The following is a 26396-nucleotide window of genomic DNA, read 5'->3' as shown; positions in this document are numbered from 1 at the left end:
ACCATCATTCCTCCCGGCGCCCGAGCCGTGCTTCGCGGAGCGATGCGGCGGAGTCCGGCGTGTCGCTCGTTGAGTTGATGATCGGCGTCGTGATCGCCACGGTGGTCCTGGCGGCCGGCTATACGGTGATGGGGAGCAGCGAGAAGGCCGCGACCGTGAACGATCAGACCGCGCAGTTGCAGCAGAATGCGCGCGTCGCGATGGACCTCATCTCCAACGACCTGAAGACCGCCGGGTTCGGATTCGCCGGGACCGTTGACGCCTGTAGCGCGGCGGTCGTCCCGGCCGACAACAACGTCGGGGGAAAGGATACCGGACCGGATCGGGTGTCCCTCGTGGTGCCGGTCGCCCTGTCCACGCTCGCGAAGACCGTCACCGGGCCGACCACGACCGTGACGCTTCAATCGGGTGCCGTGGCCGCGATGTCGCCGGAGGGGTTCGGGGTGGGGGCGGCCATTTCGATCAACGGGGTGATCTCCGGGTCGGTCGCGGCGATAAGCGGCGATGCGCTCTCCGTCTCGCCCACGATCGGCGCGCCGGCGGTGTTCCCCATCGGGACCCAGGTGTATTGGTTGCGGTGCCTCACCTACCAGGTGATCGGGCCCGCGGATGCCAACGCCGCGGTCTGCGAAGGCACGGCGCCCTGTCTGGTGCGCGGCGTCTCGTCCGGCCGGGATTGCAACGTCGTGCCGAATGCCTGCGTCGCCGTCGCGGAGGGCATCGAGGATCTGCAGCTCGCGTACGCCTGCGACGGATGCCGGGGGAGCGAGCCGGACGGGATGATCGACGATCAGAACGCTTCCAACACCTTCGACGAGGCGGATTTCGTCTCCGACAGCACCTGGAGCAGCGGCGCCATGACGACGGACACCATCCGGCTGGTCCGCATCAACGTCGTCGCCCGGCAGACCAAGAGCGATACGACCGTGCGCACCGCGCCGCGGGTCGTCGAGGACCACAACCCCCTGGATGACCCGGGGTTCGCCCTCGCGGCGTATCAGCCCTACCGGCGCCGGGTGCTGACGCGGGTGGTGCAGGTCAGGAACCTTGGCCTGTGACGACCGAAGACGCCCCGCGAGGGGGCCTGCCCGCGTCGCCGGCCCGGCCGGCGACGCGGGCATCGTGCTGCTGACGGTCCTGCTGCTCATGGTGATCGTGACCGTGATCGGTCTCGGGGCCGTGACGATCACCGGGATGGAAAACCGCCTGGCGGGATATGGGCGGACGGGCGAGGCCGGCATCGCCGCCGCGGAGTCCTGCCTGGGCACGGCGGTCAAGATCATTCAACAGACGATCGACGCGGGGATGCTCGCCGCCGAATTCGTGGACACGGCTACCCCCGCCGGACCGGTCCCCTCCGCCAGCGCGACGACCTTGCAACGGGAAATTCTCGGACAATGGGACAACAACCCCGATACGCCGGAGTCCTCGCCCAACACCGTCGCGAACATCGGGGGATTCGCCGTCCGCGGCGACATCGACCGTCTGTATGTCACGGCCAAGGCCGGGGGCTCCCTGCAATTCGCCTCCGGCTACGAGGGGACGGCCGGCGGTGCCAGCTCCGGCGGCGTGGACATCATGTATCGGGTGGAATGCGCCGCGACGAACGCCGCCACGAGCACGAGCAGCCGGATCAGCGCCGTCTATGCCTGCACGATGACCGACCAGAGCTGTCAAAGGAAGATTTGAGGAGCACGCCCATGATGAGCGCCTCGGACAGGGGCGTGGAACGGAGGAGGAAGGTCCGCGGACGCGACGGCCGGCGGCCGTGCATCGCCGGGGCGCTTCTCTTGCTCCTCATCGCATGCGCCGCGGTCCCGTGGGCGATGACGGCGGCCATGGCCCAGACCGAGGGCAAGGACCTGACGGACTATCGGTCCGGCCAGGTGACGGCGGTGCACGGCAGCCGCATCGTCATCGATGGGAGGGAATACGAGCTGGATGCCGACGTCACAGTCGTTGACGACGACGGCAAGCCGAGGACGTTGAAGGACCTCGAGGCCGGCTCGCCGGTCCGATTTCACCTCAAGCGCGGTCGCATCGACGTGCTGGTCCTGATCCTGCCGAAGTAGCGGGGCTGCCGGGCCCGTCGAGAGGGAGGGGAACCATGAAGGATGGACGCACCGTCGCCGTCGCCGCATTCTGCCTGGTCGTCCTCTGGGGCCCGGCGGGTGAAGGTCACGCCCAGTCCCTCTCGGACTACACGGCGTATCCGCCCTTCACGGCGACCACGGCGGTGCCGCCGAACATTTTATTGCTGCTGGACAATTCCGGCAGCATGAATACGAAGGCCTACCAGATCGCGTTCGATCCCGCCAGGGTCTACTACGGGCTGTTCGATCCCCTCGAGTGCTACACGTACGGCAGCAACAAGTTCCAGCCGGACCCGGCCGCGAACCCTTCTTCACCGGGCACCTGCGGGGTGCTGTACCCCTGGAGCGGGAACCTCCTCAACTATGTCTCCATGCGGCGTATCGACATCGCCAAGTGGGTCATGATGGGCGGGATCTGCTCGGTCGGCGGGCGCGACGCCCAGGGGAACTGCCGGCAGCTCATCGGGCAGAACTCGTTCGCAAGCACCTGCTGTCTGGACCAGACGCAGTTCATCACGGTCGCCCAGGCGTCGGGGCGCATGCCGCTGACGAGCATCCCCGCCTCCGGCAACGTCTATTTCCACATGATGGGGAGCATCAACTCCCTCAAGGGGTCCTTCTGCGTGGACGACGACAGCGGCCAGCCGAGCGGCTCGAGCTGCAGCGACAGCGATATCTACGTGGAGTCCAACTGGCAGATCAGGGTGGACCGCTTCGACAACGCGAGCGGGATCATCCAGGAGGTCGGGAACAAGGCCCGCTTCGGGCTCATGGAGTTCAAGGGCGGCGGCGGCGACGGCGGGCAGGTCCTGAGCGACGTGGGGGGGAACGTGACGAGCCTGATCACGGCGATCGAGTCCACCACGCCGTCCACCTGGACGCCCCTGGCCGAGTCCCTCTACGAAGCGACGCGCTATTTCGCACAACTGCAACCCGCCTACACCAATTCCGACTATTCGTACAACGTGACGAACCGGGACCCCTATTACTTCAAGCAGCCCGACTGGGCCAGCACGTCCCAGTATGTGCCCTGCTGTAAGAGCTTCGTGATCATCTTTACCGACGGCCAGCCGACGCAGGACCTCAATATCCCCACGACCCTGCGGGATTATGCCCACACGGCGGGCCCGCACGGATCAAGCGCCCACTGCGCCACGGCGACCGGCTGTACCGAGTCGTTGAACGCGGGCACGGGCAGCGCGCCCAAGCACAGCAGCACCTCATCGAGCGCCCACTCGGATCTGACCGACCACCACGACAACTGCTCCGCCTACTACGGAGGACCGTCGAGCGATTCCTGCGTGAGCAACGGCTCGCACTACCTCGACGACGTCGCCTACTATGCCCACGTCACCGACCTGCGGCAGGCGACCGTGCCGGGCATCAACCTGGACGGCTCGGACGCGACCGGCAAGGACCTCTCGGGTGTCCAGAACCTGACGATCTACACCTTCCTGGCGTTCGGGTCCGGTGCGAGGATCCTCCAGGACGCCGCCAAGCTGGGCGGCTTCGAGGACCGCAACGGCAACAACGTTCCCGACCTGACCCAGGAATGGGACCGGGTGAACAATGAAACCGGCGCGGCCGGCGCCGACGGCGTCCCCGACACCTACTACGAGTCGTCGGACGCCGACCAGCTCCACGACCGGCTCCTGGCGGCGATCACGAGCATCCTCCAGCGGAGCGCCTCCGGCACCTCGGTGTCGGTGCTGGCGACCTCCTCGACGGGCGACGGCTCCATCTACCAGGCCTATTTCTATCCCCTCGTGTACGAGGGGCTCAATCAGATTACCTGGACCGGCTACGCCCAGGGCCTGTTCCTCGACGCGTTCGGGAATGTCCGGGAAGACACCAACGGGGACGGCAAGCTCGTCTTCAACCAGGATGCCATCATCCGATCCCGCCTCGACAGCGCCACGGGGGACGTGAAAGTGGACCGCTACCGGGACGCCGACGGCGACGGCAAGGCGGACTCCTCGACGCCGTTCGAGACGGTCGGGCTGCGGGACATCGCCCCCATCTGGGAAGCCGGCAAGCAGTTGGCCCTGACGGCGGCGAGCGCCCGCAAGCTATTGACCTGGGTGGACGCGAACGACGACGGCGTCGTGGATGCGGGCGAGCAGATCGCTTTTACGGTCGACAACGCCACGACGCTCCGCCCGTACTTACGGGCCGGGGCCGCTCCCTTCACCGAGACCAACCTCATCAATTTCATCCGCGGCGAGCAGGTGGCGGCCCTGCGCGATCGCCAACTCACGGTGGACGGGACCCTGCTGGTCTGGAAACTCGGGGACCCGATCGATTCCACACCGACCGTCGTGGCCGCTCCGAAAGAGCGGTTCGACGTGCTCTACGGCGACGAGAGCTATTCCGAGTTCTACCTTCAGTACAAGAACCGTCGTCAGGTCGTCTACGTGGGCGCCAACGACGGGATGCTGCACGCGTTCAACGGCGGCTTCTACCATCGCGGCGACGATCCGAACACGAGCGCGGTCGAGCACGGCTACTTCACCAGAACGCCGACCGGCAACGGCGGCGGGGCGGCGCTCGGCCAGGAATTGTGGGGGTTCATCCCCTACCAGTTGCTCCCGCATCTTCGGTGGCTGGCTCAGACCGACTACACCCATGTGTATTACGTGGACCTCAAGCCGAAGGTGACGGACGCCAGGATCTTCGTCCCCGACGCCAAGCATCCCGGCGGGTGGGGGACCATCCTGATCGGCGGGATGCGGTTCGGCGGAAGCTGCGGCGCCTGCGTGGCCTCCACGGGGGGGCCGCCGATGAAGGTGAGGGCCGACTTCGGCCGGGGGGTGGAGGACCGGTACTTCTACAGCGCCTACTTTGTCCTGGATATCACCGACCCGGAAAGCGATCCCGTCCTCCTGTGGAGTTACGGCACGGCGGAGCTGGGGCTGACCACGAGTTATCCGACCATCGTCCGGGGGAATTCGTCGGGCACCCCGAAGACGGACAACGCGGCCGCCGAATGGTTCATCGTCGTCGGGTCGGGCGCGACCGGCTACGACGGCAGCGTCGCCCAGACCGGCAAGCTGTTCGCCTTGAAGATGCCGAAACCGTACGCGCCGGGCAGGGCCCTGGCCGTGACGGCCTTTTCGACGGGCGAAACCGGCTTCCTGGGGAACCTGATCGCGTTGGACGGCGACCTGGATTTCCGGACCGACGTGGCCTACGGCGGAAGCGTCATCAATCACGGAAGCGGTCCCGCCTGGATCGGGAAGATGTACCGCCTCACGACGCACGGCGGGGATACGGAGGCCTCGACCTGGGGGTACCAAGGCGCGCCCACGGTGCTGCTGGCGACCTTCCCGGCGGACGGGAGCCTGTTCGTCGGCCCCGTCACCGCGGCGCCCACCGTCACCCGCGACGACGCCAACAATCTGTGGGTGTTCTTCGGCACCGGCCGGCTGTACGGCAACAACGACAAGACCAACACCGATACGCAGTACTTCCTGGGGGTGAAGGATCCGGTCCTGAGCGGACGTTGCACCGAATCGGGCACGACCACCTGTGCGGCCGGGAACCTGCTCAATGTGTCGTCCGCCTCGGTCTGCGTGACGTGCGTCACGGTGACGCAGGTCACGGGGGTGTCGGGGGCCACCACCTTCGACGCCTTGACCGCCAAGGTCCAGGGATCGGGCGACATTCCGGCCATGGACGGCTGGTACACGACGCTTCCGACCGCGGGAGAGCGCGTGCTGAACTCGCCGACGATCCTCGGCGGTGCGGTATTTTTCACGACGTTCGTCCCCTCGTCGGACCTCTGCAGCTCCTCGGGGAGCGGGTCCCTCTACGCCCTCTTTTACAAGACCGGCAGCGCGTACTCGGAGTCCATCATCGGCACGACACCGTCGGGCAAGAACGTGGTGTCGCTGCGGTCCATCTCGCTGGGGAGCGGGCTGCCCTCGCAGATGGCCGTCCAGATCGGCGCCCAGGGCTCCGGCGGCGATGGATCCGGCGGGGCCGGCAAGGGGTGTCAGGGGCGGGTCATGGGGTTCGTCCAGACGAGCGGCGGGGCCGTGGGACAGCCCTGCGCGACGCCGCCCAGCGCGTCGTGGAGCCGGTACATCTCCTGGCTCAATCAGCGGACCTGAGGGGGCCGCCTCACGGCCGCGGTCGTGAGGGGGCCGCCTTGTCACCCTTTCGCGCCCTTTGCTACAATGACCGGCATCGGTGACACGGAGGGACGGTCCGGACGCGCGTGCGCAAGATCAAGCTCCGAGAGGGAACCAACACCGCGAACCTGTTCGGCCACCACGACCGCCACCTCAAGATGATCGAGGAGGAGCTGGGCGTGCGGGTGGCGGCGCGCGGGGACGAGGTCACCCTCGACGGCGCGCCCGAGCCGATCCGGCGGGCCGAACGGATTCTCACCGAGCTGGCCGACCTCACGGCCGAGGGCTACGAGCTGCGGCCCGACGACGTCGCCCTGGCCACCAAGGCCGCCCGGTCCGGTCAGGACGCGCCCCTCAAGGACCTGCTGCTCACCACCGTCCCGATCACGACCAAGAAGCGCTTCGTCACGCCCAAGTCGGCCACGCAGAAGGCCTACCTCGAAGCCATCCGGAAATACGACATCGTGATCGCCATCGGACCGGCCGGCACGGGCAAGACCTACCTGGCCATGGCCATGGCGGTGGATGCGCTGATGCGGAAGGAGGTCAGCCGCATCATCCTCGCGCGGCCGGCGGTCGAGGCGGGCGAAAAGCTGGGCTTCCTGCCCGGCGACATGTACGCGAAGGTCAACCCCTATCTGCGGCCGCTCTACGACGCGCTCTACGACATGATGGAGATGGAGCGGGCCAACCGGCTGGTGGAGCGCGGCGAGATCGAGATCGCCCCGCTCGCCTTCATGCGCGGCCGGACGCTCAACGACTCGTTCGTCATCCTCGACGAGGCGCAGAACGCCACGCCCGAGCAGATGAAGATGTTCCTGACGCGGCTGGGCTTCAATTCGAAGGCGGTGGTCACCGGGGACATCACGCAGGTGGACCTGCCGGCCGACCGGATCTCGGGCCTGGTCGAGGCGCGGACGATCCTCAGGGAGATTCCCGGGATCCACTTCATCCACTTCGACGAGCGCGACGTGGTGCGGCACCGGCTGGTCCAGGACATCATCAGGGCGTACGACCAGCGGGGGGCGGCCCGCGGTCCGGAGGGGGCCGCGCGCCGGAGGGGGCCGCGCCGCCGGCCGGGGGGGGACGGAGGAGGCCAGCCCCACTGATGCCGGTGCTGGTGCGGAGCCGGGCACGCCGGCCGGCCCTGCGCCTCCGTGCGATGGCGCGGCTCGCGCAGCGGGTCCTCGACGCGGCGGGGGAGCCGGACGCGGAGCTGAGCCTCGAGCTCGTCGGGGACGGTCGCATGCGCCGGCTCAACCGGCTGTACCGGGGACGCGACGCGTCCACCGACGTCCTGGCGTTCCCGATGCGCGAGGCGGCCGGCCCCCGTTCTTCCCTTTTGGGCGACGTCGTGATCTCCCTCCCCACGGCGGCGAGACGGGCCGCCGAGGCGGGCCGCCGGTTGGACGACGAGCTGGCGGCGCTGCTGATCCACGGCGTGCTGCATCTCCTCGGCTACGACCACGAGCGGAGCGCCCGCGAGGCCGTGCGGATGCGCCGGCGGGAGCGGGCCGTGCGGAAGGCCGTCGGGCCGCTCCCGGTGTTGGTCGGAAGCGGCGCCTCGCGGCATTGAAGGGCCCAGGACATCATGGGATTGTTCCAGCGACTCACGCAGGGGCTGACCAAGACCCGGGAGCGGGTCCGCGGCTCCCTCTCCCGTCTCATCGGGCGCGGGCCGGACCCGGAGGCCGTGGAGGAGCTCGAGGCCGCCCTGCTCGCCGCCGACCTGGGCGTGCGGATGACGGAACGGGTCATCGGTCGGATCAAGGCACAGGCCCGCGGGCGGCGCCCGCCGGGCGAGGAGGGCGCCCAGCAGCTCGTCGGCCTGGTCCGGGACGCGCTGCTGGAGACGCTCCAGCCCTGTGAAGGGGAGCCGATCGACCGGCTCGTCGCCCGGGGGCCCCGGCCGTTCGTGCTCCTGGCGGTGGGGGTGAACGGCGTCGGCAAGACGACGACGGTCGCCAAGCTCGCCCAGCGGCTCAAGGGCGGCGGCCGGCGTCCCCTGCTCGTGGCGGCCGACACCTTCCGCGCCGCGGCCATCGAGCAGCTCGCGGTGTGGGCCGACCGCATCGGCGTCGAGGTGGTCCGGCACCAGCAGGGGGCGGACCCCTCGGCGGTCGTCTTCGACGGTCTGGCCGCCGCCAAGGGGCGGGACGCCGAGGTCGTCCTCATTGACACGGCCGGCCGCCTGCATACCAAGACCAACCTGATGGAGGAGCTGCGCAAGATAAAGCGGGTGCTCGCCCGCGAGTGTCCGGGTGCGCCCCACGAGGTCCTGTTGGTCCTGGACGCGACCGTGGGGCAAAACGCCCTGTCTCAGGCCCGGCTGTTCCACGAGGCCGTGGGGGTGACGGGGCTGGCGCTCACGAAACTGGACGGGACCGCCCGCGGCGGCATCGTCGTGGCGATCGCGGAGGAGTTGAAGATTCCCGTCAGGCTGATCGGGGTCGGCGAGGCCGCCGAGGACCTCCAGGACTTCCGCGCCCGCGAGTTCGCCGACGCCCTCCTGGAGCCGTCCTGACGGCGCCAGGTTCTTGCCTTCGCCGGTCCGGGCGCCTATCATGACCGTGCGCCCCGTCGGTCTTCGAAAGGAGCTTCCCGGTGGCCACCATTCTGGTCATCGACGACGAACGGATGATCTGCGATCTCCTGCGGGCCGTCTTCAGTCGGCACGGCCATGAGGTGGTGACGGCGTCGTCGGGCGCGGAGGGGATCGCGTTGTTCCGGGAATACCGGCCCCGGATCACCCTCCTCGACCTCCACATGCCGGCCATGAACGGCATCGAGGTCCTCAAGGAGATTCGGGCCTTCGACCCCCGCGCCTCCGTCATGATGCTCACGGGTGGCGGGACGACGGAGCTGGAGAACCAGGCGAGGACGTTGGGCGTGACCGACTTCCTCAGCAAGGGGCTCTCCCTCGACGTGCTGGTGGGCGCGCTGGAGCGGGCCATGCAGCAGACGGCCCCGGCCGCGGCGTCCCCCCGGCCGGCGGCGGCGGCCGGGCCGGGGCTCTCCATCCTCGTGGTGGACGACGAGCCCATGATCGGCGGGCTGTTGACGCAGTTCCTGTCGTTGCGGGGGCACCGGGTGCGCACCGCCGCGAGCGGCGAGGAGGCGCTGGCGCTGGCCAGGCAGGAGACGCCGCAGATCGCGATCCTCGACATGTACATGCCCGGCATGAACGGCGTGGAGACGCTCCGGGCGCTCCGGGCCCTGGGCTATGGCGGCGGGGTCATCGCCCTGACTGCCAGCCAGGATGAGAAGCTGCTGCGGGAGATGCTGGAGCTGGGCTCGGTGGACGTGATGGGCAAGCCGGTGGACCTGGAGCGCCTGGAGGTGGCGATCCAGGTCGCCGAGGTGCTCTCCGGCCACCCGACGGAGAGCCGTTCCGGTCCAGGGTCCGCTTGAACCCCCGCGCTGTCCCGGTGGACGCCTTCCGGCCGTGCCGCGCGCGCACGGCGACCGCCGTCGCCCTGGCTCTCCTGGCCGGCCTCTGGCCGGCCGTGGGAATCCCGGCCCGGGCCGCGACACCGTCCTCGACTCCGATCCGCGCCGTCGTCCTCCGCCACCACGACTTGACCGTCGTCCTCACCCCCGACACCCATCACCTCCGCGCCACGGATCGGCTGTCCCTGCGCGTCGAGGGCGCGGGCGGTCGGGTCGTCACCCTCCGGCTCAACGCCGCCTTGCAGGTTCGTCATGTCGGAGAAGGGGTCGGGAGGGGGACGAAACCCCTCGCCTTCACCGCGGAGCCCGAGCGGGGGTCGGGGGAGCAGGGCGCGGCGGTGCAGGCGGTCCGGGTGGATCTGGGCCGGACACCGGGGCGCGGCGAGGAGCTGGTCATCGAGCTCGCGTTCGACGGGGTCGTGAACGAGCCCCCGCGCGAGCCCCGCCACCTGCGGTTCGTCACGCCCAGCGAGACGGCGGGCCACATCGGACCGGAGGGCGTCTACCTCAGCGGCGAGACCCACTGGTATCCCACGCTGCCCGGCTCGGTGGCCACCTTTCAGGTCCGGGTGACGGTGCCGGCCGGGTGGGAGGCCGTGACCCACGGGCGGGAGCGGTCCCGGCGCGCGGAGGCCGGCGCGACGGCCGCCGAATGGGAGGTGGCCGAGCGGACGGAGGCCCTGACCCTCGTCGCCAACCGCTTCGTCCGCACGCAACGGGCGTGGCAGCCGACCTCCGGCCGTGAGGTGGAGCTGGCCGCCTACCTGTTTCCGGAAGACGCGGCGCTGGCGGACGAATACCTCGACGCCTCCGCCCGCTACCTGGAGGCCTACACGAAGCTGCTCGGCCCCTACCCCTTCCCCAAGTTCGCCGTCGTCGAGAACTTCTTCGCGAGCGGGCTGGGCATGCCCTCTTTCACCCTGTTGGGGAGCGGGGTCATCAAGCGCCACTACGTCCAGCCCTACGCGCTGGGCCACGAGATCGTCCACTCCTGGGTCGGGAACTGGGTCTTCAACGACGTGGAGGCCGGCAACTGGGTGGAGGGGCTCACCACCTACCTCGCCAATTACTACTATGAGGAGCTGACGGGCGCGGCGGCGCAGGCCCGGGACCAGCGCCGCCTGATGCTGTTCGGCTATGCGGTCTATGTCGCGCCGGAGGACGACTACGCGGTGCGGGAGTTCCGCCGCAAGACCGGCCCGCGGGACAACGCGATCGGGTATCAAAAGTGCGCGATGCTCTTCCACATGCTGCGGCGGGAGGTCGGTGAGGCCGCCTTCTGGGCCGGGCTGCGCACGCTCGTGGCCGACCACGGCGGGACCTACGCGGGCTGGCCGGAGGTCGAGCGCGCCTTTTCCAGGGCGGCGGGCCGGGATCTCCGGTGGTTCTTCGCCCAGTGGGTGGAGCGCAGGGGCGCGCCGGCCCTCCGGCTGGCCGAGGCGCGGGTCGCGCCGGCCGACGGCGGACCCGGCGCGTTCGCCGTCACGTTCGCGCTCGCGCAAGCGCCGAACGCGGACGGCCTCTTTCGTCTGAGATTGCCGGTGCGGGTGGCGCTGGAGGACGGCCGGACCGAAGAGACCTCGGTCGAGCTGTCGGAGGCCGAGCGGCGGTTCACCGTCAGGGTCGCGGGGCGACCGGTCGGCCTCTCCGTGGACCCGGACTTCGAGCTGTTCCGGCGGCTGGACCGCGCCCAGCTTCCGCCCATGCTCAACCTGTTCGTGACGGACCGCGCCCGCGCCGTCGTCCTGCCGGATGAGGGGAGCGAGGCGGCGCAGGCGCCGTACCGCGCGCTCGGCGCCAGGGTCGCGGCGCAGGAGGGCGGGGGCGGGGCGGTGCGCCTGGTGGCCGCCGGCGACTGGGACCAGGCCGGCGGCGGGTCATCGCTGGTGCTGGGCGGGCCGGGGCTCAACGGGGCGGCGGCCGTGATGAGCCGGATCTGCGGGGATGAGGTGCGGATCGAGCGGGACCGATTCACGGTCGGCGGACTGACCTATGAGGGACCGTCCATGGCGTTGCTCGTCTCGTGCCGCGCCCCGGGCTCGCCGACGAGCGTCGTCAGCCTGTTCTACGGCCTGTCGCCGGAGGCGGCGGCCAAGGTCGCGCGACTCCTGTTCTTCTACGGATGGCAGAGCTATCTCGTCTTTCGCGACGGCGCCGTCGTCGGCCGGGGGGACTTCCCGGCCGCGGGCGGCGACTTGGAGGTCCTGTTTCCTGGCATGGAGGGGTGAGACACGATGAGACAGGCGGCGCACCGGCGGGTTCGTGCGGCATGGGGACTGGCGGCGGGAGCGGCGGGGCTGCTGACGGCGTGGGGCTGGGCCGTGCAGGCGACGGAGCCGCCCGCGCCGACGGAGCGGCACCTGGCCAACGTCCGCCAGTTGACCTTCGGACGGCAGAACGCCGAGGCCTACTTCTCCTTCGACGGGTCCAAGCTCATCTTCCAGTCCACGAATCACTGGGGCGGGCCGTCGCCGGCGACCAACCGGTCCTCGGGCGATCCGGGTCTCGGCTGCTACCAGATGTACGTCATGCATCTGGACACGGGCGAGATCCGGCTGGTCAGCACGGGCGCCGGGGCGACCACCTGCGGATACTTCTTCCCCGGAGACCGCCGGGTGCTCTACTCGTCGACGCACCTGAAGGGCGCGGGCTGTCCGCCCAAGCCCAAGCGGGAGGGCCGTTACCGCTGGGCGCTGGACGACTACGACATCTTCTCCGTCCGGCTCGACGGCCAGCAGCTCCAGCGCCTCACCAACACGCCGGGCTACGACGCGGAGGCGACCGTCTCGCCCGACGGCAAGACGATCGTCTTCACCTCCGTCCGGGACGGGGACCTGGACATCTACGCCATGAACATGGACGGCACCCACGTCCGGCGCCTGACGACCGAGGTGGGCTACGACGGCGGGCCGTTCTTCTCCCCCGACAGCAAGCGGATCGTCTATCGCGCGTCCCATCCCCGGGACCCCGCCGCCCTCGACGCCTACCGGGCGCTCTTGCAGGAGGGCTTGGTCGAGCCCAGCCAGCTCGAGATCTTCGTGATGAACGCCGACGGGTCCGGCCGCCGGCAGGTGACGGCCAATGGGGCCTCGAACTTCGCCCCCTTCTTCCATCCGGACGGGCGCCGGATCATCTTCGCCTCGAACCTGCACGACCAGGCGGCGCCGGGCCCGCCGACCTTCCACCTCTACCTGGTCGGGGACGACGGCAGCGGCCTGGAGCGCATCACGACCGAGGGGAGCTTCAACAGCTTCCCCATGTTCTCACCGGACGGGAAGCACCTCGTCTGGGTGTCGGACCGCCACGCCAAGGTCAAGGGCGAGTTCAACGTCTTCATCGCCGACTGGGTGCCGTGACCGCGTGACGTGTGAGGGCCGAGGGGTGAGGGGGGAACGCGACAGGGGGAGCGGGGGACGGGAGGACACGGAGGGCCCCGCGTCCCCCCCTCGCCGCGTCGCCGCGTCGGAGCCCTTGGGCCCCGTCCTGCTTTCCTGCGCCGCGCTGCTCGTCGTCTTCTGGGGCCTCCACCAGCTCGACCTGACGGTGGCCGCCCAGGTCCGCTCGGTGCACGAGCCCTGGGTCGAATGGCTCGGGGACGCGGGGAGCCGCCTGGGGAGCGGCGGGGTCTTGGCCGCCCTGAGTGCGAGCCTCCTGCTCGCGGGCTGGGCGCGCGACCGGCCGGTGCTTCGCCGGGCCGGATTCCACGGGCTCATCGCCCACGGCGTCGCCGCCCTCGCGGTCCAGGTGCTCAAGCACCTCATCGGGCGGGCCAGGCCCCGCCTGGTCCACCTGGAGGGCATGCTGACCGGCCCGAACCTCGCCGGCGGACTCGACTCCTTTCCATCGGGCCACGCCTCCGCCGCCTTCGCCGTCGCCGCCGTGATGGCCCACCATTGCCCGCGCCTCCGGTGGCCGGCCTATGGCCTGGCCGGCTTCGTCATCGTCAGCCGCGTCGTCCGCGGCTCGCATTTCCCGACCGACGTGCTGGCCGGGGCCCTGCTCGGACTGGCCGTCGGCGCCCTGGTAGTCAATCCGCTGAAGCAGTGGCGTACCTCCCTCGCCCGCGTCCCGGTCGAGCTGGCTCCCTTCGCGGCGGGCGCCGTGACGCTGCTGTGGACCGCCGGCCAGCCGCCCTCGGGCTCGGAAGCGGCCCCCTGGTTGGTCGGCGCGGGCCTGCTCGCCATGGGGATCGGTTGGGTGGTCCGGGTGAAGGCGATCGCGCGGGACCTCGGTGGGGCCGCGACGGGGGCGGCTCGGGACGGACGGGTCGGGTCGGCGGCGATCGCGGTGGGGCTCGCCGCGACGGGCGGCTCCCTGCTGCCCGTCGCGGCGGCGGCCCTGGCCGGCGCCGGCTGGTGGGCGGGCCGGGGCGCGGCCCCGCCGTGGCGGGCGCGCCCCCGCCGGCGGGCGCTGGCGGAGGAGGCCGCGCTGGCGCTGGCGCTGGCCGGCACGGCGGCGCTCCTGCGCTTCGTCCAGGGCAGCCTGGGCTCCGGTTGACAGGGGCTCGGGGGCGAGTGTATAGAACGACGCAGAAGGTGATGGGGTTCACCTGAACCGCCTGCCGGCCGATGCACCGGCGGCTGATGACTCCTACCGGCCCGTCGTTGGTAGGAGTCTTTTGTTTAGAGGAGGCGGCGCATGCCTCGGCCCCCCGCGACCCTGCGGGGCCTCGCGACTCCGGCCCTGTCGCTCGTGCTGGTCGCCCTCGGTGCCGTCCCTCCGGGAGCGGCCGAGGAGCCGCCGCTGACCCGCAACGTCCCGATCGAGAAATTTCAGGACGTAGGGCCGCTTGAGCCCTACGACTTCAACGCGCCCCCGCGGGGCATCTTCTACTCGATCGTCACCTCCAGGAACTTCGAGGAGGAGCTCGGCTTCCGGCGGTCCCACGAGATCGTGCCGGTCGATCCCACCGACGAGTTCTCGCCGGACTCGCGCGTCTTCATCGTCTTCAAGCTCTTCCAGCACTACGAGTCGTTCCAAGTCTTCGGCATCTGCTACCCCGAGCAGGTCGAGGGGTTGGACCCCGCCAAGCCGATCGCGCAGGACACTATGTACATCGCGTTGGAGGACGAGAGCGGGTACCTGAAGTTCTTCGCGCCGGATCGGGGCTGGAAACCCGGGACGTACAAGGTCGAGATCTATCTAGGCTGGGAGGTGAACCCCATCGGGCTGGTGGGAACCATGCGATTCACGGTGAAACCGAAGGTCGGGTAGTCCGCCTCCGAAGAGAAACCGGCCCCAGGGTGATGGAGTCCACCCGAACCGCCGCGCGGCGCGCCGCCGGCTGATGACTCCTACCGGGAAGATGACGGTGGGAGTGCGTCATGGCGACGAGCCGCGCAGCCGGTGCCGTGAGCGGGCGGGCGGGAGGCGATCGGGCCGGGCTGGCGTGGCCGACCGTCCGCCGCCTGCTGCTCCTGGTCGCACTCGAAAGAAAGATCCTGGGGCTCGTCGTCGCGTACGCCGTCGCCATCGGCGTCTTCTCCCTCGTCGTCCCGCTGACCGTCTCCGAGCTCGTCAACGCCTTCGCCTTCGCCATCCAGCCGGTGATGATCGTCACGCTGGCGGCGATCCTGGTCACGACGCTCGTCTTCATCGGTTCCCTGCAGGTCCTCCAGACGCGGTCGCTGGAGATCCTTTCCCAGCGGACCTACACGCGGATCGCCCTCGCGCTCGCGCGTGCGCTGCCCACGTTCCGAGAAGAGCGGTTCGCACCGCGGGCCGTCAACTACTTCTTCGAGGCCGAGCAGATCACCCGCGCCTTCGCCGCAATGCTGGTGGACGTCGTCAACATCGCGGTCGGCGGCACCATCGGGATGACCCTGCTGGTCGTCTACCATCCGTATTTCCTCATCTACGACGTCGTGTTGCTGCTCGGGTTCGTTCTCCTGACGCCGACCCTCAGCTTCGGGGGCTTCCGCATCACGCTCACGATCAACGAGCTGCACCATGCCCTCCTCCGATGGTTTCAGAGCATCGCGGACAACCTCCTGGACGTGAAGGCGGCGGCGGGGGCCTCCATGCTCGCCGACAAGACCGACCACCTCGTGTTCGAGTACATCCGGGCGCGGAAGCGGCGGTCGGACATCCTGCACCGCCAGTACAAGGGTTCGATGGTCTGGCAGGCCGTCTGTCACGGCGGCTTGATCGCCATGGCGGCCTGGCTCATGATGCTCCAGCAGATCACCCTCGGACAGTTCGTCGCGGCCGAGGTGATCGTCGGGCGCCTGCTCTTCAACTTCGACGTCCTCGCCCGCCGGATGTACGCGGTCTTCATCCTCTTCACCTCGTTCAACGACCTGGCCGGCCTCTTCTCGTTGCCGCGCGACCAGGACGCCGCGGCTTCGCCCATCGCGCTGAGCTGCCTGGACGCCTCGGGGCTGTCCCTGAGCTGCCGCGGGGTGTCGCTGGGCGCGCCCGGCGAGAAGCCGCTCGTGACGGACCTGACCCTCGAGGTGTCGTCCGGCGAGCGGGTGGTGCTCCAGACGACCGACGCCAGGGTCAAGAGCGAGCTCCTCCGAGTCCTGTCGGGGCTGCATCTGCCGGCGAGCGGCGTGATTCGTTACGACGACGTGGACCTCCGTCAGATTTCCCGCGACTCGTTGATCATGGTCCGCGGGCTGATCCACGACTCCCACCGGATGCTCGTGGACGGCTCGGTGGAGGACAACATCGTGTTCGGGCGTGGCCCGATTCCTTACGAGGACGTGCAATGGGCTCTGCGATTCGCCGAGGCGTCGGAGCAGGTGGACCGGCTGCCGCGGGGATTGAGCACGCACGTCGAGTTCCAGGGGAAGGGGTTCACGACGAGTCAGGTCACCAAGCTGCTGATCGCGCGCGCGGTCGTCACCCGGCCCCGGCTTCTGATCGTGGACGGCGGCCTCTACGGCATGGCCGAACATCTGCGCGTCCCCCTGTTGCGGAGGCTCTGCTCGAAGGAGGGGCCGTGGACCGTCGTCATCGTATCCACCGACCTGGCGGCCGTGCCCGGCGCCGATCGCTGCGTGCGGGTCGAATCCGCGGGCGCTCGCCCCCGGGGGCTTGACTTGGGCGGGGCGTCTTGCTAGTCTTGGCCTCGCTGCGTTGGTGATGGAGTCCACCATCAACCGCTCCGCTCAGGTTCCCTGAACGCGGGGCTAATGACTCCTACCGGAAACGTTCTGGTAGGAGTCATGATGTCTCCCAGGACCTCTCGCCGGTTCTTTATCCTCCAGCGCGTTCCTGCCGGAACGGTTCCTTCGCGAAACGGGGCCCTCGCTCCATACGCCCGGAGGGACACCACCATGAAGGCCATCATCATCGGTGTGAGCATCGCCCTGATCTGCCTGGGGTCGGCGGGCAAGGCCCTGTCCGATGACCACGACGGCGGGCATATGCCCAAACTCAGCCCGCAGGAGGTCGGTCGGATCGTGCTGGAGGAGTTTCCCGGGGCGACGATCAAGGAAATCGAGCTGGAGACGGAGGACGGCCGGCTCGTCTACGAGGTCGAGCTGGTGACCGTGGACGGATACGAGCGGGAGCTGCACGTGGATGCCGCGACCGGCAAGATCATCACGATAAAGCGCGACTGACCACGACGCGGGGGGAATAGGAGTGGAGATGGAAAGCACGTGGGTGGTCGCCGCGGTCTGGGTCGGGATGGCGCTGCTCGCCGCGGTCGTGTCGGTCCGGATCGGCGTCTCCGTGGCCCTGGTCGAGATCTGCGTGGGCGTCGCCGGAGGGAATGCGTTCAACCTGCAGCCGGCCGAGTGGGTGCATGTCCTGGCCGCCATGGGGAGCGTGCTGCTGACCTTCCTGGCCGGGGCCGAGATCGACCTCGACGTGCTCAAGGACAAATGGAAGGAAACGCTGAGCATCGGGCTTGCGTCCTTCTTCGCACCCTTCCTGGGGGCGATGGCCTATGCCTACTGGGTGGCGGGCTGGTCGCTGGCCGCCGCCGAGATCGCGGGCATCGCGCTCTCGACGACCTCCGTGGCGGTGGTGTACGCGGTCATGGTGGAGCGGGGGTACAACGCGACGGAACTGGGCAAGGTCATCCTCGCGGCCTGCTTCATCACGGACCTGGGCACGGTGCTGGCGCTCGGCCTCCTGTTCGCCCAGTACGACCGGTGGCTGCTGGCGTTCGCGGTCGTCACGGCGCTCGTCCTGTGGACGCTGCCGTCGGTGACGGCGTGGTTCTTCCGGGCGGTGGGGCCGCGGATCAGCGAGCCGGAGACCAAGTTCATCCTGGTCCTCCTCTTCGCGCTGGGCGCGCTGGCGGCGGCGGCCAAGAGCGAGGCGGTCCTGCCGGCCTATCTCGTCGGCATGGTGCTCGCGCCGCTGTTCCTGGCCGATCGGACGCTGGCCCAGCGGATCCGGGTCATCGCTTTCTCCATTCTCACGCCCTTTTATTTCCTGAAGGCCGGGGCGCTGGTGGACCTCCGGGCGGTGCTCGCCGGCGCGATCCTGATCGCCGTCCTCCTGGGGGTGAAGATGGCCACGAAGTTCCTCGGCGTCTGGCCGCTGGCACAGGGCTTCCGGTTCGGCCGCCGGGAGGCGATGTACACGACGCTGCTCATGTCCACGGGGCTCACCTTCGGGACGATCTCCGCGCTCTACGGGCTCAGCCACTCGTTCATCACGCAGGAGCAGTATGCGGTGCTGGTGACCGTGGTGATCTTGAGCGCGGTCGTGCCGACGGTGATCGCGGAGCGGTGGTTCGACCCGGGCGGGACCCCGCAGGAGGAAAGGATGGCCCGCCGCTCGACCGACCGGCATCCCACCGCGCCGGGAAACGGACCGCCGCGACCGGTCGTCGGCGTGGAGGAAGGAGCCCCTTCCCATGTTTCATAGGATTTTGGTCGCGCTGGACGGCTCGGAGGGGGCGAAGAAGGCGTTGCGCGCCGCGGTCGATCTCGCGGGACGGTACGAGGCCGAGCTGCATTCCATCTCGGTGGAGGAACATCTGCCGCATTACGCCGCCACGGTGGGGGAGGTGGTCGAGGCCAAGCAGGAGGCGGCGAATTTCTTCCGCGGAGTCGTGGCCGAGGCCCAGTCCGCCGCGGCCGCCTCCGGCGTGCGGCTGACTTCGCATGTCCTGCCGGGCCACGAAGTGGCCACGATCGTCCAGTTCGCCAAGGAGCATCGCTTCGACCTGCTCGTCATCGGGTTCATGGGGCACTCGCGCATTTTTGAACGGGTCTGGGGCGGGACGTCGCAGAACCTGGCACGGTTGAGCCACTGCGCCGTCTTGATCGTGAAATGACCGCGCCGCTCTTCAGGAAGATCCTCGTCGCCAACGACGGGTCGGAAGGCGCCATGAAGGCCCTCGGCGTGGGCGGTGACCTCGCGCGCCGGTCCGGGGCCGAGCTGCACGCCGTGACCGTGCGGGAGCGGGTGGCGCACCACTCGTTGACGGTCGTGGGCGGTGAGGCGAGGGGCTCGGCGGACGCGGACGACTATCTGCGTCTGCAGGGCATCCGCGCCGGGATGGTCGCGATGGACCACGGCGTCCGCTTGAAGTCGCATTTGCTGATCGGGCACGAGGTGGAAACGCTCGTCACCTTCATCCGAGAGCACGGGTTCGACCTGCTCGTCGTCGGATTCCGGGGGCATTCGAGGGGCTTCGGCGACCACTGGGGCGGCACCTCGCACAGCTTGGCCCGCTTGGCTCCCTGCGCCGTTTTGGTCGTCAAGTAGACTTCCGGCCGGGAATGGAACGAGGAAAGGAGCGATCAATGACCCACACCGAGTCGTCGGACCTCGCGGGGATCCTGCAGCCGGTCTTCACCGCCGTGGCGGGCGTGGTCCTGGCCTTTCTGGCCTGGCTGGCCGGGTTGACGCTCTGAGGCAGGGGGGGGCAGGGCGCGGCTTGCCGGTTTACGGAGGCCGGTGGGGGCTCCTTGTCTGTCTCTGCGTGACGGTCGGGTGTGCGGAGCGTCTGTCGCCGTCGGTTTCCGCCCCGACGCCCGTAGACGCCGTCGAGCGCAGCTGCGGTCCGCCCGGCGGCCGCCCGCGTCCCGGCGCGTCCGCCGATGCGGCGGCGATCCCGCCCTTGCGAAGGGACCGGACGGCGGACCGCCCGCGCCTCGAAGGGTTTTCGCCGGAGGCCGTGGCGATCGCGGAGGTCATCGGCGCGCGCGAGCTGCTGTCGAGCCTGCCCGCGCTGGAAGCGGAAGCCGCGCGCGACGACGCGGGCGCCCGGGTACGCCTGCTTCAGGCGCGCCAACGGCTTTCGGATCTGGTGGTGCTCAGCTTGCTCGACGTGGCCCGGACCGCGGCGGAAGCCGATTGCGAAGAGGAACGGGCCGATCAACTGGCGGACCGGCTCCAGGAACGGAGGGAAAAGACGGTGCGGACCAGGACGCTGATCGCCATCGTCGGCGACGCGCTGGTGGGCATCCTGTCGGGCGGCCTGAGCCTGGCCGGCCAGGCGACCGCGGCGGCGGCGGGGGGTATCTCGGGGGGCGTGTTGGCGACCGGGTTCGGGCTGGCGGCCGTGTGGGGCAGCGCGGAGCAGGAGTTCCGGCACGAACGCAATCTCCTGCGGGAGGTGTGGGAGGGCCCGGAACACTCCGACCTGGTGCCCCCGTCCGTGTGGCGTTACCTGAACAGACCGTTGAGCGAGGACCCGGCCGGCCGCTCCCTGCGCGAGTCCCTCATCGTCCGCTGGCGCCAGGACGGCCGCCTGGGCGAACCGGGGTCGGACGTCGAGCGCCGGCGCGTCGCGCTGTTTTTCGGAGAAGGCGGAGTCTACGACATCGAGGAGCTTCGCGCCCGGGCCGCGATGCTCGATCTGCTTGAAGCGGACGTCAACCTGATGAACCAGGACCTCAACCTGTTGATCGGCGAAGTGTTGGCCCGGGACGCCGCCCCGCCGCTCGGCCGGTAGGGTGGTCTGGAAGGAGGGGGCATGACAAGGGAGCGACTCTGGAAGGAGGCGTGGCTTGCGGCGGTGGTGGGCGGCCTCGTGGTGTGGCTGGGCGGCTCCGTGGAACGGCCCGGTGCCCTCGGACTGGTCCATGCCGCGGATACCCTGACGATCGAAGGGCTTCCCAAGGAGCCCCGGTCTTACCGGGCGCAAGTGGATCAGATTCTTAAGAAGGCCGACGCCCTCATCGAGAAGCTCAGGGGCAAGCCGGAGGCGAGGCCCATCGTTCTGGACCTGATCCAAACGCGGGACAACATCCTGCGTGAGATCTCCAAGGTCGAGAGCCGGCCGGACGGCTCCAAGTGGTTCGACAAAGAAATGCGGGACAGCGTGGACGCCATGCTGAAACTGCTCAAGAGCCAGTACGACAGGGCGGTGGAGGCTACCGACTAGGCTCGGGACGCCCCCCTCCTGATCCGGCCCCATACCGATCGGCGATACGTCGCACGGTGCGGCCTGTGCGACGCCGCTCGGATCCTCTCCGGTCCGTGACCGGAGAGACGGTGCATCGCCCGCGGTCCCTTGGATTAGCGCGCATGATTCACGGCAGTTCGTGGCGAAATCGCCTGCCGGCGTGTCCGCCCAGGCAGGCGATCGCAGTAGAAGCGTTCATGAGTCGGGCGGGCCGGGGAGGAATGGAAACTGCATGTCGGGTTCCTGTGGGGGCGACTTCCCTCTACTCGTCGTGAAGGAGGGTGGCCATGGGACACCAGACACGGTTCCTCGGCAGCATCCTGGTCCTCGTCGGGGCGACGGTGGTGGGGTGCGTGACGACCCCGCCCGAACGGGCGGAGATGGTGAGCGGGGCGAGTTACAAGGACATCGGCGATCGCATCGTGCGGTACCGCCAGCAGGCTGCGGAGTTGCGCCGTCTGGCCGCGTCCTTTGCGTGGGAAGCCGAATGGGAAACCCGGCAGGCGGGCGGTGATTCCGACCGGGCGCGACGGAAGTTGCAGGTAGCGGAGGACACGTGGGCCGCGGCCGACGAGGCCGATGACATGGCCAGAAGATATCGCGAGCAGCTCCCGCACAACCTCGTGTATTGACCGACGCTTCTCATGGCGCCTCCACGGAGCTCCCTCTTCTGCCCGATCGCCCTGTGCCTGCTCTCGGCCTGGCTGCTCTATGGCGGCCTTGAGCTGGCCGAGGAGCTGCGGGTCCTGGTGAAGGTCCAGCCCTGTGCCCAGGACCTGGACATGGAAGCGCTGGCGAAGCTGGCCTCCGGGCTCAAACCGGAGACGGCCGCCCGCGAGGGGCGGCCGATGCCTTCCGAGACGGCGGCCTGCGTCGCTCCCGCGTCGTCCATGCCGACCGACGTGGGCACGCCGATGAGCCACGCGGTCGGTCCGCCCGGATCTCCATTCCGATCCCGCCCCTCCCTCTGCGTCTATCGCCTCTGATCGTGTCCCCGCCCGGCCCCCCGCGGAAGGGGCGGCCGGCCCCCCATCGCAGGCACGTTCCATTCACCGGTTAGAAGCGTCCTCGGCGCACGGGAACGGCCGTGCAGGGCTGCTCTTGCCTCGGCCCGATCCATGTGCGGGCCCGGGCAGCGCTTTCCCCGTTGCGTCCGACGCCGACAGGAGAGCCGTCATGACCGTCTTCAACCCGTTCGTGCGTTCTATCCTGTGCCTCGTCGTCTGGGGGCTCGGCACCGGTGGGTCCGTGGCCGGCGCCGTCACCGATGAAGAGATCGCGCGGTATCGAAAAATCTGGAATCCCTTTTCGGCCGGTCCCCAGTTGGTCAGTTCGGCAGACCTTCAACCCAAGGGGCAGTACTTCTTCCGTCCCTATGTGTACAGCGAGATCGGATACGGACAATTCGGCGACGCCTGGTCGGGCGCCGCTCGGGCGCTCCCGCAACGACTTTCCGCCGTCAATCCGCAAGTCGAGTTCTCCTACGGCATCACCGATTCGGTCGAATTCGAGATGTACGTCTCGGAAGTGTCATGGTGGCAGTCGTCCGGCAGCGGCGCCGCGGCGCGGAGCGGGAACGGATTGGGGGACACGACCGCCTTTCTGAAGTACCGGTTCAACGTGCAGCAGGACGAGGACTGGTGGCCGACGCTCACGAACGCCTTCTACGTGAGCATTCCCACGAGCGACTGGGCCGGCACGTCCGCCGTGCCGGGCGGCTTCGCCCCGCTGGGCCGTCTGCCCGCGACACACTTCGGGGCGCCGGTCTTCACGGAGTCCGTGCTCTTTCGGAAGAACCTGCGGCCGTTCCGCATCTCCGGCGGCCTCTTCTATTCCTACGGGCCGCCCAGTTCGAATCAAGGTACCGCCCAGTACTTCGGCGACGTCTTCCAGTACCGGCTGGCCGTCGAACATTTTCTGGATGACGCGAAGGGGTTCGCCTATGCGATCGAGGTGCTGGGGCTGAACGGCCTGCCGTTCCGGCTCGACGGACACCAGCTCAACACCAAGCCGGGGGCCTTCGGGTTGGTCGGGATTCAGCCGACCATCGAGTACAAGGTCACGGACTGGATCGTGGGGTCCGCGGGAGTCCTCTTCACGGTCGCCGGACGGAACGACATCGCGGCGATCTATCCGAACTTTTCGATCTACTTCTATTGGAGCCGGAGCGGGCGCGTGATCGCACGGTGACCCCCCATCCCTGATCACGGCAGGATTGACCGGCTCCGACGCCTGTGGTAGCGTCATCGGCCGGAGGGAGTATGCCGCGACGAGCTTCGTTCCTGCGGACCCATCGCACGTGGACCTCGGTCCTCTTGGGGGCCTGGACCGCCGTGTGGATGGTCGCGGTCCCGCTGGTCCACGTTCACCCTGAAGCGGACCATCGTCACGGCAGTGTCGGGCATGTCCACGGCGGGACCGTTCATACGGTCTTCTCGCCGGACCTGGACTGTGAGCAGGGCGACCGTCATGTCGCGCGCACGGCTCAAGGGACGGAGTCTGCGTCCGCCTCGTTCCTCGGGAAGGCCGGGCACAGCCTGGGCCATGACGAAATCGGGTTTACGTTCCTTTCCGCTTCCCCTGACCGGCAGCACACCAAGCACGCTTCGTGTGATCTCCGTCTTTCCGATGGAGGGCGTAACCCCGGTGAGCTCCTCCCCTCGCGGGCGCTCGCGAGGGCCTGTCCCTCCTCCATCAGCCTGTTCCTCTGTGCCGAGTCACCGGGGCGCGCTCCTCCCGTCCTTTCTCTCTGATCCAACGACAGTCCACGCACACGCGCTGAGCCGGGCACTGCGCAGCCGGTGGGGCTTCTCTAAGCCTCGCGCCTCCGAATCCGCCATTGATGCGGGGGCGAAGAGGGCCTTTCGGGAGATCGCTCTCAATTCATCCGGCTGCCGGCTGTGTCGGTGGAAGGGGGGAGGGGCACATGTTGTGGTCAAGGTCCGTGTTGTTGACGCTGCTGGCCTGCGTGGGGGGAGCCCTCGTCACCGTGGCCGCGGCGGGCGCGGCGGGCGAAAGCCCGCAGCCCTATACGTTGGAGGAGATCATCGCTCTTGCGCTCGAACGCCATCCCGCCATCGCGGCCGCGCGCGGAGCCGTCCGTCAAGGACGCGGCCAACAGGCGACGGCGCGGGCCTATCCAAACCCGGCGATTTCCGGCTCGGCCGGCCGAGGAGCCATTCGGGACCCGAGCACCGGCGTGGCGATTACCGAGCGAACGGTGACGATCGAACAGCCGCTGGAGTGGCCGGAGAAGCGCCGGGCACGTCGTCAGGCGGCGGATGCAGGACTGGCTGAAGCCAGCGCCGCGCTCGATGAGGCGCGGCTTGCCCTGCTGGCCGACGTGAAGGTGGCGTTTTATGAGCTGCTGTACGCCCAAGCCGATGCGGCCCTGACGGCGCAGAATCTGACGACCGTGGAGGATGTCTTGCGGACCGTGCAGGCGCGCGCGGCGGCCGGTGACGCGACCTCCTTCGAGACCATGAAGGCCGCGGTCGAGGTGCAGAAGGCCCGCAAGGATCTCACGCGGACTCAGAATCTGTTGACGGTGGCGCGGGCTCGGCTCAACACGCTGACCGTCGGGACCCTCGGCGCGCAGTTTTCCGTCCAAGGCGAGTTTGACTCGCTCCGGGAAGAGCTTGACCTTGAAAAGCTCAGAGCCGGGATGCTGGCAGGACATCCGACCCTCCGGCGATTCAGCCGGCAAGCGGAGCAGGCTGCGTACCGCGTGCAGCTCGAGCGTGAGTCCAGGATTCCGAACCTGATCATCTCCGGGACCTACCATCGCGAAGCCGGCGACGAATCCTTCGTCGCCGGGCTGACCGTGCCCATCCCGATCTGGTACCAGCGGCAGGGGGAAATCGAAAGCGCGCTGGGCGCGAAATATCGCGCCGAGGCGGAGCGGCTGCGTGTCCAGACCGAACTGGACCAGGCCATGGTCGAACAGGCCCAGGAGGTCCGGACCGCCACCGCCCAGATTCAGGTGTTCGAGACCGGGTTGCTGAAGCAGGCGGAGCGGACATTGACCGTCGCCCGAACCAGTTTCCGGCAGGGAGCCGTCGGTCTCCTGGACGTGCTGGATGCCCAGCGCGTGTACCGGGAGACCCTGCTGGAGTACGCCCAGGCACGCCGGGACCTTTCGGTGGCCCTCGCCCGTCTTGAGCGAATCGTCGGCGGGAGGGTCTGAAGGGGGGGCCGGCGGGCATGAGCGGGGCTGCGATGTTCAGAAGGCGGTTGAGGCGGGCCGGACCCGGGATCGTGCTTGGGGTGAGCCTGCTCGTCGCGGGATGCGGGGACCAAGGGCCGGACCGGTCGGGGCAGCCCCCGCTGCCGGTCCTGGACGCGGGCGGCCGACTCGTACGGGTTCCCACCGCCGTCCGGGCCCGCCTCCGGACCGAAGTCGTGTCCCTGCGCACGGTTCCCGCGGTGATCACCGCACCGGGGGAAGTGGCGCTCGACCCGAACCAGGTCGCGAAGATCGCCTCCCGGATCGAAGGCCAAGTGGAACGGGTGTACGTCCGGCTCGGCGATCGCGTGCGTCCCGGGCAAGCCCTGGCGGCGATCGGCAGCCTGCGCTTGGATGAACTCGTCGAGGAATATCTCGTGGCCAAGGCGCAGGCGGAGGTCGCTGAAAGCGGGTTCCGACGGACCGAAAAGCTCAAGGCCGACGACATCGTGTCGGAACGACGGTTCGTCGAGGAACGGGGGCGCCATCTGGAAACCAACGCGCGCTACCAGCACGTGCGTGAAAAACTGCTCGGCATGGGATTGACCGCCGCCGAACTGGCGGAACTCGAACGCGAACACCATCCGGAGGGACATCGCGCCACGCTTAGGGCGCCGATCGCGGGCATCGTCGTGGCGCAGCACGTGGTTCGGGGGCAAGGAGTCGCTCCCGGAAGCGAGTTGTTCGAGATCGTGGACCCGAGCCGCGTCTGGGTCTTTGCCAGCCTGCCGATCGAGCAGGCCCGGTATTTTGCGGAGGGGGATGTCGGAACGATCGTTCCCACGGGGGGTGAGCCCATCACGGCGCCCCTGACGTACCTGGCGCCGGTGGCGGACGAAGCCACCCGCACCGTGCGGGTACGGTTTGAGGTTGACAACCGCGAGGGCCGCCTGAAACCCCGCGAATACGTGGACGTCGGCTTATCCCGGGCGACCGCCGCCGCGTTGGCCGTTCCGACTTCCGCGTTGACGATGGTGGGAAAGGTCCGAGGGGTTTTCGTCGAACGCGGAGAAGGGTACGGGTTTGCCCCCGTCGAGGTCGGGCGAGAAGGCGGAGGGTGGGCGGAAATCGTCGAGGGCCTCGCGGCCGGCGACTCCGTGGTGACCGACGGGGTCTTCGACCTGAAAGCCCTATTCCTCAAACAGACCATCCAGTCGGGCGAGGATCGGTAG

At 69.0% G+C, this 26396-nt stretch carries 24 protein-coding genes and 3 riboswitches; all 24 genes read left to right on the top strand.

Annotated elements, in window-relative coordinates; translation table 11 throughout:
* Positions 1-59 precede the first annotated feature (59 nt).
* The 24 genes from AC1U7O_RS17455 (at position 60) to AC1U7O_RS17340 (ending at position 26396) form a co-directional block, all read left to right on the top strand.
* The gene (locus AC1U7O_RS17455) at positions 60-1058 is read left to right on the top strand and encodes a PilW family protein (protein WP_479896177.1); all 999 of its coding nucleotides are present in this window, start codon (positions 60-62) and stop codon (positions 1056-1058) included.
* Positions 1059-1122: 64 nt separating this feature from the next.
* Positions 1123-1689 carry a PilX N-terminal domain-containing pilus assembly protein gene (locus AC1U7O_RS17450; protein WP_479896176.1) on the top strand — a complete coding sequence of 189 codons (567 nt, stop codon included), beginning with the start codon at positions 1123-1125 and terminating at the stop codon, positions 1687-1689.
* Between the two features lie 149 nt (positions 1690-1838).
* A complete protein-coding gene (locus AC1U7O_RS17445) occupies positions 1839-2072 on the top strand; it encodes a hypothetical protein (RefSeq protein WP_479896175.1) in 234 nt (77 codons plus the stop codon).
* A 35-nt stretch (positions 2073-2107) separates the two neighbouring features.
* The gene (locus tag AC1U7O_RS17440) at positions 2108-6205 is read left to right on the top strand and encodes a pilus assembly protein (RefSeq protein WP_479896174.1); all 4098 of its coding nucleotides are present in this window, start codon (positions 2108-2110) and stop codon (positions 6203-6205) included.
* A gap of 107 nt (positions 6206-6312) precedes the next feature.
* Entirely contained in the window at positions 6313-7335 is a 1023-nt protein-coding gene (locus AC1U7O_RS17435; protein ID WP_479896173.1) for a PhoH family protein, read from the top strand.
* Positions 7335-7802, top strand: a complete 468-nt coding sequence (gene ybeY, locus AC1U7O_RS17430) for an rRNA maturation RNase YbeY (RefSeq protein ID WP_479896172.1) — start codon at positions 7335-7337, stop codon at positions 7800-7802. The genes AC1U7O_RS17435 and ybeY overlap by 1 nt, the downstream gene beginning before the upstream one ends.
* Before the next feature lie 15 nt (positions 7803-7817).
* Positions 7818-8750 (top strand): signal recognition particle-docking protein FtsY, encoded by a 933-nt coding sequence (gene ftsY / locus AC1U7O_RS17425; protein WP_479896171.1) that lies wholly within the window; start codon positions 7818-7820, stop codon positions 8748-8750.
* Positions 8751-8830: 80 nt separating this feature from the next.
* Entirely contained in the window at positions 8831-9637 is an 807-nt protein-coding gene (locus AC1U7O_RS17420) for a response regulator (protein WP_479896170.1), read from the top strand.
* Positions 9634-11904, top strand: coding sequence for a M1 family metallopeptidase (locus AC1U7O_RS17415; RefSeq protein WP_479896169.1), 2271 nt, complete (start codon positions 9634-9636; stop codon positions 11902-11904). The genes AC1U7O_RS17420 and AC1U7O_RS17415 overlap by 4 nt, the downstream gene beginning before the upstream one ends.
* A 6-nt stretch (positions 11905-11910) precedes the next feature.
* The gene (locus AC1U7O_RS17410) at positions 11911-13032 is read left to right on the top strand and encodes a TolB family protein (RefSeq protein ID WP_479896168.1); all 1122 of its coding nucleotides are present in this window, start codon (positions 11911-11913) and stop codon (positions 13030-13032) included.
* A gap of 115 nt (positions 13033-13147) precedes the next feature.
* Positions 13148-14173 carry a phosphatase PAP2 family protein gene (locus AC1U7O_RS17405; RefSeq protein WP_479896167.1) on the top strand — a complete coding sequence of 342 codons (1026 nt, stop codon included), beginning with the start codon at positions 13148-13150 and terminating at the stop codon, positions 14171-14173.
* 28 nt (positions 14174-14201) lie between these two features.
* Positions 14202-14276, top strand: a riboswitch (Fluoride riboswitch).
* 38 nt (positions 14277-14314) lie between these two features.
* Positions 14315-14890, top strand: a complete 576-nt coding sequence (locus AC1U7O_RS17400; protein WP_479896166.1) for a hypothetical protein — start codon at positions 14315-14317, stop codon at positions 14888-14890.
* 19 nt (positions 14891-14909) lie between these two features.
* A riboswitch (Fluoride riboswitch) is annotated at positions 14910-14980 on the top strand.
* Between the two features lie 20 nt (positions 14981-15000).
* Positions 15001-16743 (top strand): ATP-binding cassette domain-containing protein, encoded by a 1743-nt coding sequence (locus tag AC1U7O_RS17395; protein WP_479896165.1) that lies wholly within the window; start codon positions 15001-15003, stop codon positions 16741-16743.
* A 9-nt stretch (positions 16744-16752) separates the two neighbouring features.
* A riboswitch (Fluoride riboswitch) is annotated at positions 16753-16832 on the top strand.
* A gap of 127 nt (positions 16833-16959) precedes the next feature.
* Positions 16960-17247 carry a PepSY domain-containing protein gene (locus AC1U7O_RS17390; protein ID WP_479896164.1) on the top strand — a complete coding sequence of 96 codons (288 nt, stop codon included), beginning with the start codon at positions 16960-16962 and terminating at the stop codon, positions 17245-17247.
* Positions 17248-17275: 28 nt separating this feature from the next.
* A complete protein-coding gene (locus AC1U7O_RS17385) occupies positions 17276-18508 on the top strand; it encodes a cation:proton antiporter (RefSeq protein WP_479896163.1) in 1233 nt (410 codons plus the stop codon).
* Positions 18498-18920, top strand: a complete 423-nt coding sequence (locus AC1U7O_RS17380; RefSeq protein WP_479896162.1) for a universal stress protein — start codon at positions 18498-18500, stop codon at positions 18918-18920. The genes AC1U7O_RS17385 and AC1U7O_RS17380 overlap by 11 nt, the downstream gene beginning before the upstream one ends.
* Positions 18917-19354 carry a universal stress protein gene (locus tag AC1U7O_RS17375; protein WP_479896161.1) on the top strand — a complete coding sequence of 146 codons (438 nt, stop codon included), beginning with the start codon at positions 18917-18919 and terminating at the stop codon, positions 19352-19354. The genes AC1U7O_RS17380 and AC1U7O_RS17375 overlap by 4 nt, the downstream gene beginning before the upstream one ends.
* A gap of 412 nt (positions 19355-19766) precedes the next feature.
* Positions 19767-20546 (top strand): hypothetical protein, encoded by a 780-nt coding sequence (locus tag AC1U7O_RS17370; protein ID WP_479896160.1) that lies wholly within the window; start codon positions 19767-19769, stop codon positions 20544-20546.
* A 21-nt stretch (positions 20547-20567) separates the two neighbouring features.
* On the top strand, positions 20568-20978 hold the full coding sequence (locus AC1U7O_RS17365) for a hypothetical protein (RefSeq protein WP_479896159.1): 411 nt from the start codon (positions 20568-20570) through the stop codon (positions 20976-20978).
* Positions 20979-21286: 308 nt separating this feature from the next.
* The gene (locus AC1U7O_RS17360; RefSeq protein ID WP_479896158.1) at positions 21287-21631 is read left to right on the top strand and encodes a hypothetical protein; all 345 of its coding nucleotides are present in this window, start codon (positions 21287-21289) and stop codon (positions 21629-21631) included.
* A gap of 12 nt (positions 21632-21643) precedes the next feature.
* The gene (locus tag AC1U7O_RS17355) at positions 21644-21985 is read left to right on the top strand and encodes a hypothetical protein (RefSeq protein ID WP_479896157.1); all 342 of its coding nucleotides are present in this window, start codon (positions 21644-21646) and stop codon (positions 21983-21985) included.
* A 190-nt stretch (positions 21986-22175) separates the two neighbouring features.
* Entirely contained in the window at positions 22176-23189 is a 1014-nt protein-coding gene (locus tag AC1U7O_RS17350) for a hypothetical protein (RefSeq protein WP_479896156.1), read from the top strand.
* Between the two features lie 760 nt (positions 23190-23949).
* Positions 23950-25185 carry a TolC family protein gene (locus AC1U7O_RS17345; protein ID WP_479896155.1) on the top strand — a complete coding sequence of 412 codons (1236 nt, stop codon included), beginning with the start codon at positions 23950-23952 and terminating at the stop codon, positions 25183-25185.
* An 80-nt stretch (positions 25186-25265) separates the two neighbouring features.
* Positions 25266-26396, top strand: coding sequence for an efflux RND transporter periplasmic adaptor subunit (locus AC1U7O_RS17340; protein ID WP_479896154.1), 1131 nt, complete (start codon positions 25266-25268; stop codon positions 26394-26396).

The organism is Candidatus Nitrospira neuquenensis (assembly GCF_979578155.1).
This window is presented reverse-complemented; position numbering and strand designations above follow the sequence as displayed.

Bases quoted from the DNA above. Each gene is read 5' to 3' on its own strand.
- AC1U7O_RS17350 (WP_479896156.1), top strand. From the start codon at position 22,176: ATGACCGTCTTCAACCCGTTCGTGCGTTCTATCCTGTGCCTCGTCGTC.
- AC1U7O_RS17440 (WP_479896174.1), top strand. From the start codon at position 2,108: ATGAAGGATGGACGCACCGTCGCCGTCGCCGCATTCTGCCTGGTCGTC.
- AC1U7O_RS17375 (WP_479896161.1), top strand. From the start codon at position 18,917: ATGACCGCGCCGCTCTTCAGGAAGATCCTCGTCGCCAACGACGGGTCG.
- AC1U7O_RS17390 (WP_479896164.1), top strand. From the start codon at position 16,960: ATGAAGGCCATCATCATCGGTGTGAGCATCGCCCTGATCTGCCTGGGG.
- AC1U7O_RS17380 (WP_479896162.1), top strand. From the start codon at position 18,498: ATGTTTCATAGGATTTTGGTCGCGCTGGACGGCTCGGAGGGGGCGAAG.
- AC1U7O_RS17410 (WP_479896168.1), top strand. From the start codon at position 11,911: ATGAGACAGGCGGCGCACCGGCGGGTTCGTGCGGCATGGGGACTGGCG.
- AC1U7O_RS17365 (WP_479896159.1), top strand. From the start codon at position 20,568: ATGACAAGGGAGCGACTCTGGAAGGAGGCGTGGCTTGCGGCGGTGGTG.
- AC1U7O_RS17400 (WP_479896166.1), top strand. From the start codon at position 14,315: ATGCCTCGGCCCCCCGCGACCCTGCGGGGCCTCGCGACTCCGGCCCTG.
- AC1U7O_RS17385 (WP_479896163.1), top strand. From the start codon at position 17,276: ATGGAAAGCACGTGGGTGGTCGCCGCGGTCTGGGTCGGGATGGCGCTG.
- AC1U7O_RS17445 (WP_479896175.1), top strand. From the start codon at position 1,839: ATGGCCCAGACCGAGGGCAAGGACCTGACGGACTATCGGTCCGGCCAG.
- ybeY (WP_479896172.1), top strand. From the start codon at position 7,335: ATGCCGGTGCTGGTGCGGAGCCGGGCACGCCGGCCGGCCCTGCGCCTC.
- AC1U7O_RS17395 (WP_479896165.1), top strand. From the start codon at position 15,001: ATGGCGACGAGCCGCGCAGCCGGTGCCGTGAGCGGGCGGGCGGGAGGC.
- AC1U7O_RS17355 (WP_479896157.1), top strand. From the start codon at position 21,644: ATGGCGCCTCCACGGAGCTCCCTCTTCTGCCCGATCGCCCTGTGCCTG.
- ftsY (WP_479896171.1), top strand. From the start codon at position 7,818: ATGGGATTGTTCCAGCGACTCACGCAGGGGCTGACCAAGACCCGGGAG.
- AC1U7O_RS17360 (WP_479896158.1), top strand. From the start codon at position 21,287: ATGGGACACCAGACACGGTTCCTCGGCAGCATCCTGGTCCTCGTCGGG.